Annotated in this window: 8 protein-coding genes and 2 tRNA genes; 6 read left to right on the plus strand and 4 right to left on the minus strand. The window is 45.3% G+C overall.

Going from position 1 to position 11508, the window contains the following annotated elements; genetic code table 11:
• Positions 1 to 131: 131 nt before the first annotated feature.
• Together AB6E30_RS21935 and AB6E30_RS21940 are read right to left on the minus strand one after the other, a co-directional pair.
• Positions 132 to 207, minus strand: a tRNA-His gene (locus AB6E30_RS21935).
• 48 nt (positions 208 to 255) lie between these two features.
• Positions 256 to 332, minus strand: a tRNA-Arg gene (locus AB6E30_RS21940).
• A gap of 298 nt (positions 333 to 630) precedes the next feature.
• Between AB6E30_RS21940 and AB6E30_RS21945 the strand changes: the two genes are divergently transcribed.
• The gene (locus AB6E30_RS21945; RefSeq protein WP_017063036.1) at positions 631 to 1044 is read left to right on the plus strand and encodes a cytochrome c5 family protein; all 414 of its coding nucleotides are present in this window, start codon (positions 631 to 633) and stop codon (positions 1042 to 1044) included.
• A gap of 81 nt (positions 1045 to 1125) precedes the next feature.
• Here the strand turns inward: AB6E30_RS21945 and rep are convergent, their stop codons facing one another.
• The gene (gene rep / locus AB6E30_RS21950; protein ID WP_017061960.1) at positions 1126 to 3144 is read right to left on the minus strand and encodes a DNA helicase Rep; all 2019 of its coding nucleotides are present in this window, start codon (positions 3142 to 3144) and stop codon (positions 1126 to 1128) included.
• A gap of 180 nt (positions 3145 to 3324) precedes the next feature.
• On the opposite strand from rep, the gene AB6E30_RS21955 reads away from it, so the two are divergent.
• From AB6E30_RS21955 to ubiK, 4 genes are all read left to right on the plus strand, one after another.
• On the plus strand, positions 3325 to 3906 hold the full coding sequence (locus AB6E30_RS21955) for a TetR/AcrR family transcriptional regulator (protein WP_017061961.1): 582 nt from the start codon (positions 3325 to 3327) through the stop codon (positions 3904 to 3906).
• 18 nt (positions 3907 to 3924) lie between these two features.
• On the plus strand, positions 3925 to 5031 hold the full coding sequence (locus AB6E30_RS21960; protein ID WP_017069625.1) for an efflux RND transporter periplasmic adaptor subunit: 1107 nt from the start codon (positions 3925 to 3927) through the stop codon (positions 5029 to 5031).
• A gap of 11 nt (positions 5032 to 5042) precedes the next feature.
• On the plus strand, positions 5043 to 8171 hold the full coding sequence (locus AB6E30_RS21965) for a multidrug efflux RND transporter permease subunit (protein WP_017061963.1): 3129 nt from the start codon (positions 5043 to 5045) through the stop codon (positions 8169 to 8171).
• Positions 8172 to 8290: 119 nt separating this feature from the next.
• The gene (gene ubiK, locus AB6E30_RS21970) at positions 8291 to 8542 is read left to right on the plus strand and encodes a ubiquinone biosynthesis accessory factor UbiK (RefSeq protein WP_004735787.1); all 252 of its coding nucleotides are present in this window, start codon (positions 8291 to 8293) and stop codon (positions 8540 to 8542) included.
• 274 nt (positions 8543 to 8816) lie between these two features.
• Here ubiK and ilvC read toward each other — a convergent pair whose 3' ends face one another.
• Positions 8817 to 10301, minus strand: coding sequence for a ketol-acid reductoisomerase (gene ilvC / locus AB6E30_RS21975; protein WP_017061965.1), 1485 nt, complete (start codon positions 10299 to 10301; stop codon positions 8817 to 8819).
• Between the two features lie 146 nt (positions 10302 to 10447).
• Between ilvC and ilvY the strand changes: the two genes are divergently transcribed.
• On the plus strand, positions 10448 to 11338 hold the full coding sequence (ilvY, locus tag AB6E30_RS21980) for an HTH-type transcriptional activator IlvY (RefSeq protein WP_017061966.1): 891 nt from the start codon (positions 10448 to 10450) through the stop codon (positions 11336 to 11338).
• The last annotated feature ends 170 nt before the right edge of the window (positions 11339 to 11508 follow it).

Below are 11508 nucleotides of genomic sequence, written 5' to 3' on the forward strand. Positions count from 1 at the left end.
CCCCCGACCCTCTGGTCCCAAACCAGATGCGCTACCAAGCTGCGCTATTCACCGACTAGTTTTGTATCGACTCTTGGGAATAATGAATCAACACTGGAAGCCGAAGCTACCGATATTTTGTAAAGAAAGAATGGGGTGGCTAACGAGATTCGAACTCGCGACCACCGGAATCACAATCCAGGGCTCTACCAACTGAGCTATAGCCACCATTATTTCTTTTTGCCAATTTCTCACTTACCGAAGTAAGAGACCGGATGGCGCGCCTGAAAGGATTCGAACCTTCGGCCTTTGGCTCCGGAGGCCAACGCTCTATCCAGCTGAGCTACAGGCGCATGCCCTGTCGGCGGAGTGGAATAATACGTATATCACCCAATGCCGTCTAGTACTTTTTTAACTTTTTTTTCTGTTTGGTCTCTTTTTCGACAGTTAATATGTGATAAACCCCTTATTTGAGTACTACAACCCGCCACAGCTTATAAGTTGTTGTTTATTGCAACAACTTATCGGGATATAATCACCCATTATTTACATTGGTTTAACAGTTGCTCTTTGCTGGTTAAAGCCAAAACACCCTTCCAACACTATAAATTGGTAAGCATGTACTTACCTTGGGAATGTAAAGTGAGTTTAATGGATATGTCTCGTCGAATTTTAAGCGTTGTCATCGCAGTTTTAACCTTTTCAACTGGCGCAATGGCTGCAGGCCTAAGCGAAGCGGAGCACGATGCAATTGCTGAACGCATCAAACCAGTTGGCCAAGTTTACCTAGTCGGCAGCGAGCCAGTAGCCGCAGAACCAACAGGCCCTCGTGATGGCGCAGCAGTTTACGGTACCTTTTGTATCGCTTGTCACGCATCTGGCGTAAGTGGCGCACCTAAAACAGGTGATGCTGGTGACTGGGGTCCTCGCATTGCTCAAGGTCGCGACATTCTAGCTGACCACGCAATCAACGGCTTCAATGCGATGCCAGCGAAAGGTTCATGTATGGATTGTTCAGACGACGAAATCAAAGATGCTATCGAGCACATGATTGCCGGTCTGTAATTAAAAATGCCAGATTCAGAAAAGGTGACCTCATGGTCACCTTTTTTATTGGCTTCTATATAGTGCGATTAAAGTAGGGCATTACTTCTTGTTGAACATCGCTCGAATATTCGCAATGTGCGCCTGCCCTTTTTCCATTCTTTCTTCAGCGGATTGAGGCTTCTTAACGCTTTCCCACTCCACATCATCGTGCGGCAGCTCATCGAGGAAGCGGCTTTGTGTTGGCTTTATTAATTCACCATATTGACGACGTTCACGACACTTAGTAAAAGTCAGCTCTTTCTGCGCTCGAGTAATCCCCACATACATAAGACGACGTTCTTCTTCTACGTTGCCTTCATCGACACTGGTTTGGTGCGGCAAGATGCCCTCTTCTGCACCCATCAGGAATACATATGGGAACTCTAGACCTTTCGATGCATGCAATGTCATTAATTGGACTTGATCTGCATCGTCATCATCCTCACCACGCTCCATCATATCGCGCAGCGTTAAACGTTGAACCACCTCGCGCAGGGTTTTCTCTTCTTTATCGTAGTTGTCACCCTCAAGATCGGCCACAATCCAGCTATACAGATCAGAGACGTTCTTCATTCGCATTTCAGCGGCTTTCGGGCTCGCTGAGGTTTCGTACAACCAATCTTCGTAGTTGATGTCACGAACCAAAGAACGAACGGCTTCAACCGTATTACCACGCTCGGCATTGTCTGAGATACGAACAATCCAGTCACCGAAGCGGCGCAAATTTTCTAAACCTCGACCAGTCAGCGTTTGTTCCAAGCCCATCTCAAAGCTGGCTTCAAACAAGCTCTTGCCACGCATATTGGCGTAGCTGCCTAACTTCTCAAGCGTCACCGGACCAATCTCTCGGCGCGGTGTGTTTACAATACGTAGGAAGGCGTTGTCATCATCAGGGTTCACCAACACACGCAGGTAAGCCATGATGTCTTTAATCTCGGCTCTCGCGAAGAAAGAGGTACCGCCAGAGATCTTGTAAGGCACACGGTTCTGCATCAGCGCTTTTTCAATCAAGCGTGATTGGTGGTTACCACGGTAAAGCACTGCGTAATCTTTGTATTCAGTACGGTTCAAAAACTTGTGGGCGATGATCTCGCCGGTAATACGCTCTGCTTCATGCTCTTCATTCTTAGCATTCAGTACCTTGAGCTTTTCACCGTCTGGGATCTCTGAGAATAGTGACTTTTCATAAACGTGTGGGTTGTTGGCGATCAAGATGTTCGCCGCACGTAATATTCGGCTGGTTGAGCGATAGTTTTGCTCGAGTTTGATCAAGCGAAGATTTGGATAGTCCTCACCCAGCAACACCAAGTTTTGCGGTTTTGCACCACGCCATGAATAGATAGATTGGTCATCGTCACCTACTACCGTCAAGCGACCACGCTCTCCCACCAGTAAACGAACCAACTCATATTGGCTGGTGTTGGTATCTTGGTATTCATCGACCAGTAAATAGCGGATACGCGACTGCCAGCGCTCACGCACCTCTTGATTGGTTTTCAGTAGTAATACAGGCATCGCGATCAGATCATCAAAATCGAGTGCGTTGTATGCCTTCATCTGTTTCTGGTACATCTCAAAACAGAATGCAAACAACTGCTCTTGTTCGCCTTGAGCACGTGCTTTCGCCTGATCTGGCGTCAGCATGTCATTTTTCCAATTCGAAATGGTGCTCATTAAAGCGCGTAGCAAATCCTTATCACCATCGATCTGTCTCTCTGTTAACTCTTTTAACAAAGCTAACTGGTCTTGGTCATCAAACAGAGAGAAACCCGCTTTCAAACCCAGCGCTTTGTATTCACGGCGAATGATGGTTAAGCCCATGGTATGAAAAGTCGAAACAATCAGCCCTTTCGATTCGCCCTTACCTAGAGTTTGCCCAACACGCTCTTTCATCTCGCGTGCCGCTTTATTAGTAAAGGTCACCGCCGCAATATTACGCGCCTTATAGCCACATTCCTGAACCAGATAAGCAATTTTATTGGTGATAACACGTGTTTTACCGGATCCAGCGCCCGCTAATACTAAGCAGGGGCCCGAAACATATTTCACGGCTTCATCTTGTCTTGGGTTCAGTTTCATTTGATTCTCAGTTTGGTCTAGAGGGGCGAATTCAATTGCGCGCCTATAATAATGCTGCAACAGCACGAATGCTACGTTCTCTTATACAAGATTTTTACGCTGACTATGTAAAACTTTGTTGCACATGTGTGTGGTTATTAGGCTATAATGAATGAACGTTCATTCATTGGTGGTTGAAATATGACAACTCATGCACCTCGGGATAAACGCCAGCAAATACTTTCTGCAGCTGAAAAGCTAATTGCAGAGGTCGGTTTCCAAGGCCTTTCAATGCAAAAATTAGCCAAAGAAGCGGGAGTGGCTGCAGGCACTATCTATCGCTACTTCGATGATAAAGAGCATTTGATAGAAGATGTTCGAATGCTCGTGACTCAAAGAGTAGCTGATGCTGTTCAACAAGGGGTTAATGATTCGGATCCAATTAAACAACGCTACCGTACTATGTGGTTGAACATATGGAACTTAGCAGGAACGAATTTAGCCGCAATAAAAAATCGGGTTCAGTATGACTCTCTACCCATCACAAATAGCCTAAACTTCAGGGAACTAGAACGTAAAATGTTTGCCCAAGTTGAGCTGCTATTTAATGAGGGGAAAGAACAAGGATTGTTTAAACCACTTAACAATGAAGTATTAGGTGGATTGAGCTTGGCGGCTAGTGTTTCTCTAGCACGCAAGCATTCTTTAGGATTTTACCAACTTGATGAGGCAGAACTAGAATCTGCAATCGAAGCCAGTTGGGACGCAATAATTAAACACTAGATCGGAGTTTTGACCATAATGAAAAAGTGGACTTTCTTCATGTTACTCATCGCTGTACTACTTTTCGGCAGCGTTATTGGGTTTAACATGTTCAAACAACAAAAAATTGCTGAGTATATGGCCAACCGCCCTGAACCAGAGTTTCCAGTAACGGTAACTGAAGTTCAGCCGATCGACTGGGTTCCAGTGATTGAAGCTATCGGCTTCATCGAACCTAACCAAGGTGTGACACTAGCGAACGAAACCAGCGGTGTTATCGATCAAATTTCTTTCGAATCAGGTACTGAGGTTAAAAATGACCAACAACTGATCCGCCTTGATTCTGATGTAGAGAAAGCCAATCTAAAAAGCTCTGAGGCACGCTTACCGGCTGCTGAAGCTAAATACAAGCGCTACCAAGGGCTATTCAAGAAAGGCTCTATCTCTAAGGAAGCCTTCGATGAAGCAGAAGCTAATTTCTTATCGTTAGCGGCTGATATTGAAAGCCTTAAAGCATCGATTGCCCGTCGCGAGATCCGCGCTCCGTTTGACGGCACTGTCGGTATTCGTAATGTGTATCTAGGCCAATACCTACAATCTGGCACTGACATCGTTCGCCTAGAAGACACCAGTGTTATGCGCCTACGCTTCACTATTTCTCAAAATGACATCTCTCGTATTGAGGTTGGTCAGGCGATCGACATCTTCGTTGATGCATACCCAGAAAAACCGTTTAAAGGTTCTATTAGTGCCATTGAGCCTGCGGTTAGCATCCAAAGTGGTCTTATCCAAGTACAAGCCGATATCCCAAACAACGATGGTAAGTTACGTAGCGGTATGTTTGCGCGCGCTAACATCATTCTACCTAAACTAGCAAACCAAGTGACACTGCCTCAGACGGCCATCACTTTCACACTTTACGGTGACAATGTTTATATTTTACGTGAAGAAGATGGTGTGCAGCGTGTGAAACAACAAGTGGTGAAAGTAGGTGAACGTACAGAAAGTATTGCTCACATACTGGAAGGCGTAGAGCCTGGCGATGTTGTCGTGACAACGGGTCAAGTTCGTTTAAGTAACAATGCTAAAGTTCGAGTTGTAGAAAGTGATGCAACGACGCCGCCAGCTGAAACACCAATGCTGTAATTGGAGGAATCATGCGCTTTACTGATGTTTTTATTAAACGTCCAGTTCTGGCTATTTCAATCAGCTTTTTGATCGCATTGCTTGGCTTCCAAGCAATCTTCAAAATGCAGGTTCGTGAATACCCAGACATGACAAATACGATCGTGACGGTCACGACGAGCTATTACGGTGCCAGTGCCGATCTGATCCAAGGCTTTATAACTCAGCCATTAGAACAAGCGATCGCTCAAGCCGATAATATTGATTATATGACGTCGCAGTCCGTACTCGGTAGCTCGACTATTACGGTCAATATGAAGCTCAATACCGACCCGAATGCCGCGCTGTCTGACATACTGGCCAAGACTAACTCGGTACGTTCTCAGCTTCCTAAAGAAGCCGAAGATCCAACCGTAACTATGTCTACCGGTTCAACAACGGCGGTACTCTACATTGGTTTTACGAGTGATGAACTCTCTGCAAGCCAAATTACCGACTACCTTGAGCGAGTGGTTAACCCACAACTGTTTACCGTTAATGGCGTATCAAAGGTCGACTTGTACGGCGGGATCAAATACGCATTACGTGTATGGCTTGATCCTTCCAAAATGGCAGCATTAAACCTGACAGCCACTGACGTGATGACGGTGCTTAATGCAAACAACTACCAATCAGCAACTGGCCAAGCAATTGGTGAGTTTATGCTGTACAACGGCAGTGCCAATACCCAAGTAACCAATACCGATGAATTAGAAAGGTTGGTGGTCAAAACCAGTCAAAATGGCGGTTCTATTGTTCGCTTAGGTGATATTGCTAAGGTTTCACTAGAAAAAAGCCACGATGTGGTTCGCGCAAGTGCTAATGGCAAACAAACGGTTGTAACCGCCATCAATGCAGCGCCAAGTGCTAACCCGATCAACATTGCTGCTGATGTTATGCAGCTGTATCCTGAGTTGGAGCGAAACCTACCAAGCAATATCAGCATGAATATCATGTATGACTCAACCATTGCGATTAATGAATCCATTCAAGAGGTTATACACACGATTGTTGAAGCCGCGCTGATTGTATTAGTGGTTATCACGCTATTCTTAGGCTCATTGCGTGCGGTTATCATTCCTATCGTAACCATCCCTTTATCGCTGGTTGGTGTTGCGATGGTGATGCAAGTCATGGGTTTCTCATGGAACTTAATGACGCTACTGGCGATGGTATTAGCAATCGGTCTAGTGGTTGATGATGCAATAGTAGTACTGGAAAACGTCGATCGACACGTCAAATTGGGGGAATCTCCTTTCAGGGCTGCCATCATTGGTACCCGTGAAATTGCAGTACCGGTTATTGCAATGACACTGACATTGGGCGCGGTTTATGCCCCTATCGCAATGATGGGTGGTATCACAGGCTCGCTGTTTAAAGAGTTCGCATTAACCCTCGCTGGCGCGGTATTTGTTTCTGGAATCATCGCTTTAACACTGTCTCCAATGATGTGTTCAAAGCTGCTAAAAGAAAATGCACAGCCGAGTAAGTTTGAACTGAAGGTACACAGCGTACTTGATCGTATGACAGGCCGTTACTCTAAGATGCTGCATGCGATCATGGATCATCGTCCGGTTATCATTGGCTTTGCGGTCATTGTATTTTTAAGCTTGCCGATGCTGTTTAAATTCATCCCAAGTGAACTTGCCCCTGCAGAAGATAAAGGGGTGGTGATGATGATTGGTACTGGTCAATCAACGGCTAACCTAGACTACCTAAGTAACACGATGGATGACGTGAGCGGTATCTTGGTGACCCAGCCTGAAATCCAATACGCTCAATCCTTCACTGGTGTACCAAACTCAAACCAAGCATTTGGTATTGCCTCAATGGTGCCATGGAGTGAGCGCACGGCTAGCCAATCTGAGGTAACGAACCGTATCAGTGGATTGCTACAAGATATCCCAGGCATGGCAGTAACCGCGTTCCAAATGCCAGAGTTGCCGGGTGCCGGTTCTGGTCTACCACTCCAGTTTGTGATTACCACACCAAGCAGCTTTGAGAGCTTATTCGCTATCGCAACCGATATTTTAACGGATGTGAAAGATAGCCCTCTCTTTGTCTACTCTGACCTTGATTTGAACTACGATTCAGCAACGATGAAGATTCAAATTGATAAAGATATGGCGGGCGCTTATGGGGTAACGATGCAAGATATCGGTGTCACCCTAAGCACCATGATGTCGGATGGTTACGTTAACCGTATTGACCTCAACGGTCGTTCTTATGAAGTGATCCCTCAGGTTGAGCGTAAGTTCCGCTTAAACCCAGAGTCAATGAATCATTACTACGTTCGAGCCAGCAATGGTGATGCTGTTCCTCTCGGTAGCTTGGTAACAATTGATGTGGTGGCAGAGCCTCGCTCTCTTCCTCACTTCAACCAGTTGAACTCAGCGACGGTCGGTGCGGTTCCTATGCCGGGCGCGGCGATGGGTGATGCGGTAAACTGGTTTGAAAACATTGCCCAAACCAAATTACCTGCAGGCTATAACCATGACTACATGGGTGAGTCGCGTCAGTTTGTAACAGAAGGCAGCGCACTGTATGTGACGTTCGGTTTAGCACTGGCGATCATCTTCTTGGTTCTGGCGATTCAATTTGAGTCGTTAAAAGATCCATTGGTTATCATGGTGTCGGTGCCACTCGCAATATGTGGTGCATTGATTGCGCTCGCTTGGGGCGCAGCGACGATGAACATCTACTCGCAAGTGGGGCTGATTACCTTGGTTGGTCTGATTACCAAGCACGGTATCTTGATCTGTGAGGTAGCAAAAGAAGAGCAGCTGCATAATAAATTATCACGCAAAGAGGCGGTTATGGAGGCGGCAAGGGTACGTCTACGTCCAATCCTAATGACAACAGCGGCGATGATTGCAGGCCTGATCCCATTGATGTACGCCACGGGTGCAGGTGCAGCTCAGCGCTTTAGTATCGGTATTGTTATCGTTGCTGGTCTGGCGATTGGTACGCTGTTTACGCTGTTTGTTCTGCCGGTGATTTATAGCTACTTAGCCGAAAAACATAAACCAATTCCAGTTTTCCTCGAAGATAAAGATCTCGAGAAGCTGGCCCGTGTTGATGAAGCAAAAGCGGCGCACAGAGAATTAGCTAACAATAAGTAATTTCCCTGTCGTATTAACAATAAAAAGGCTACTTCGGTGGCCTTTTTTTGTACGCCATAGGCGACATCTTTGATGTGATTAAATAGAATAGTGATAAATATTCAGGAGTTTTAATTGATATGTTTGATCCAAAAAAACTAGAGCAAATTGCTAAGCAGATCCACGATTCTATGCCTCAACCAGTAAAAGAGCTTGGTTCAGACGTAGATCAAAAAGTTCGTCAGGTTATCCAAGGCCAACTGAACAAGCTAGACGTTGTAAGCCGTGAAGAATTTGATGTTCAAACACAAGTACTACTGCGCACTCGCCAAAAGCTGACTGAAATGGAACAAAAGCTAACGGACTTAGAAGCAAAGATTGCCGACAAGTAAGCGTAAAGCAAGAAAACTGAAAGGGTTGGTGTGAAAGCACCAACCCTTTTGTATTTCTGAAGATCAATCAAGAACTGAAAGTCGACAAAGACTGATCAAACAATGTTCATTTGATTGATTTTTAAGACTTTGTTACTAAAAGCAAAAAGGCTTGGTCAACGGCGACCAAGCCTTTTCATTAGATGTTGTGTTGCTTATTTATAACTCCAACCTGTAAGGAGTTAGTGATACTGCTTCGCTTTTTCTGCAAATTTATCAGTATCTAAGCGACTAATTAACCGCCTACAGCGATGCGCTTCATGTCGCTCATGTAGCTACGTAGCTCTTCACCAATGTACTCTACAGGGTGGTTACGGATAGCTTCGTTTACTTCAATTAGCTTAGCGTTATCAACTTGGTTAGATGTTTCACCTAGACCGCGGCCGATTACGTCAGTTGCTACTGAAGGCATGAACTTCTCACGTAGTAACGGTGTTGCTACGTTAGCGAATAGGTAGTTACCGTACTCAGCAGTATCTGAGATTACAACGTTCATTTCGTAAAGACGCTTACGAGCAACTGTGTTTGCGATTAGTGGAAGCTCATGTAGAGATTCGTAGTAAGCAGACTCATCAATGATGCCTGATGCCGTCATAGCTTCGAATGCTAGCTCAACACCGGCACGAACCATAGCAACCATTAGGATACCGTTGTCGAAGTACTCTTGCTCTGAGATTTCTACGTCAGAAGCTGGGTAGTTTTCGAATGCAGTTTCGCCTGTCTCTTCACGCCAGCCTAGTAGGTTCACGTCATCGTTCGCCCAGTCAGCCATCATTGTGCTAGAGAAGTGACCAGAGATGATGTCATCCATGTGCTTGTTGTAAAGCGGACGCATTAGGTCTTTAAGCTCTTCAGAAAGCTCAAACGCTTTAACTTTAGCCGGGTTAGATAGGCGATCCATCATGTGAGTTACGCCACCAAACTTAAGTGCTTCAGTAATCGTTTCCCAACCGTATTGTAGAAGCTTGCCTGCGTAGCCAGGTTCGATGCCATCAGCAATCATCTTCTCGTAAGATACGATAGAACCCGCTTGTAGCATGCCACAAAGGATAGTTTGCTCACCCATCAGGTCAGATTTAACTTCTGCTACGAAAGAAGACTCTAGGCAACCTGCACGGTGACCACCAGTACCTGCAGCCCAAGCTTTAGCGATATCCCAACCTTCGCCTTTAGGGTCGTTTTCTGGGTGAACAGCGATAAGTGTTGGTACACCGAAGCCACGTTTGTACTCTTCGCGAACTTCAGAGCCTGGACACTTAGGTGCAACCATTACTACAGTAAGGTCAGCACGTAATTGCATGCCTTCTTCCACAACGTTGAAGCCGTGAGAGTAACCAAGAGCAGCGCCTTGCTTCATTAGAGGCATTACTGTTTCAACAACGTTTGTGTGTTGCTTATCAGGAGTAAGGTTGATTACTAGGTCTGCTTGAGGGATTAGCGTTTCGTAGCTACCCACAACAAAGCCGTTTTCATCAGCATTTTTGAATGATTGACGCTTTTCATCAATTGCCGCTTGGCGTAGAGCGTAAGATACGTCTAGACCAGAATCACGCATATTTAGACCTTGGTTTAGGCCTTGAGCACCACAACCAACAATTACGATTTTCTTACCTTCAAGGTATTCAGCTTCTGTCGCGAATTCTTCACGATCCATAAAGCGGCAACGACCTAATTGGTCTAGTTGTTCACGAAGGTTTAATGTATTGAAATAGTTAGCCATTCTAGGGCACTCCTTTAAAAATAAGTCCGTAAGGTCGATATCTCTCTATCGAATGACTTCATACTAAAACAGACACTCCGTTGCTGAAAGTGATATATTCACAATTAGTTATTGCAATAAATGCAACATGGAAACGATCGCAGAACATGAACATAAAATCTCTACAATTATTTATACATTTATGCGACAGCAAGAGTTTCAGCAAAACCGCTGCTGCTATGCACGTCAGTCCTTCAGCGCTGAGCCGTCAGATACAAAAGCTTGAAGAGGAAACAGGACAAGAACTGCTAATCAGAGACAACCGCAGTGTTGATCTTACCCCAGCAGGAAAACACCTATTGCCTGTAGCATTGAGCATCGTGGGAGAGTGGCAGCAATATAACCTTCACCTGAAGGGCGGAGAGCAAGAACTTAAAGGTGAGATCCGTATATTTTGTTCAGTAACGGCTAGCTACAGTCACCTACCTGAACTCATAACCGAATTTAGGGCTATTCATCCGTATATTGAATTTAAGCTCTCTACTGGTGATCCAGCTCAATCCATCGACAAGATCTTAAACGATGAAGCGGATATCGCGATTTCAGCAAAGCCAGACATCCTTCCTTCAAGGTTAGAATTCGAAACCATCAGCGATATTCCACTGTCAGTCATCATTCCATCTGGTGTGAGTAGCTTTAGCCAACAACTGCAATCCGATAAGCCAAACTGGAATGAAGTGCCCTTTATCATCCCAGAAGCAGGAACAGCGCGTGAACGAGCCAATGCATGGTTTAAAAAGATGAAGATAAAACCCAACATATACGCGCAAGTTTCTGGCCATGAGGCGATTGTAAGTATGGTGGCATTAGGATGTGGAGTTGGCATCGCACCTGATGTGGTCATAAACAACAGTCCAGTAAGAGATAAAGTTAGCCGCTTAAAGATAGAACCTATCAAGCCATTTGAGTTAGGCGTATGTTGTAAGCGAGCACAGCTAGATAACCCTCTAATTCGAGCGTTCTGGCAAGTTGCAGAAGGGAAATATTTAGCGGACTAGTCGTCATTGTTTTAAATACAAAAAAGGGAAGAGCACGTCAGTGCCCTTCCCCTTTTATTTATGTATATCGCAGATAAGAAAAAAGCCCGCTGATTTCTCAGCGGGCTTTCTAATGGTGGTGGAGGGATAGGGATTTGAACCCTAGAACCGCTATTAACGGTTGCCGGTTT

It is taken from the genome of Vibrio sp. 10N.247.311.12, assembly GCF_041467515.1.
In the GTDB taxonomy this organism is placed as follows: Bacteria; Pseudomonadota; Gammaproteobacteria; order Enterobacterales; family Vibrionaceae; genus Vibrio; species Vibrio crassostreae_C.

What these genes read in the sequence shown, in the direction of transcription:
- AB6E30_RS21955 (WP_017061961.1), top strand. Translation starts at nt 3,325, where the DNA reads ATGACAACTCATGCACCTCGGGATAAACGCCAGCAAATACTTTCTGCA.
- ilvC (WP_017061965.1), bottom strand. Translation starts at nt 10,301, where the DNA reads ATGGCTAACTATTTCAATACATTAAACCTTCGTGAACAACTAGACCAA.
- AB6E30_RS21965 (WP_017061963.1), top strand. Translation starts at nt 5,043, where the DNA reads ATGCGCTTTACTGATGTTTTTATTAAACGTCCAGTTCTGGCTATTTCA.
- rep (WP_017061960.1), bottom strand. Translation starts at nt 3,144, where the DNA reads ATGAAACTGAACCCAAGACAAGATGAAGCCGTGAAATATGTTTCGGGC.
- ubiK (WP_004735787.1), top strand. Translation starts at nt 8,291, where the DNA reads ATGTTTGATCCAAAAAAACTAGAGCAAATTGCTAAGCAGATCCACGAT.
- ilvY (WP_017061966.1), top strand. Translation starts at nt 10,448, where the DNA reads ATGAACATAAAATCTCTACAATTATTTATACATTTATGCGACAGCAAG.
- AB6E30_RS21945 (WP_017063036.1), top strand. Translation starts at nt 631, where the DNA reads ATGGATATGTCTCGTCGAATTTTAAGCGTTGTCATCGCAGTTTTAACC.
- AB6E30_RS21960 (WP_017069625.1), top strand. Translation starts at nt 3,925, where the DNA reads ATGAAAAAGTGGACTTTCTTCATGTTACTCATCGCTGTACTACTTTTC.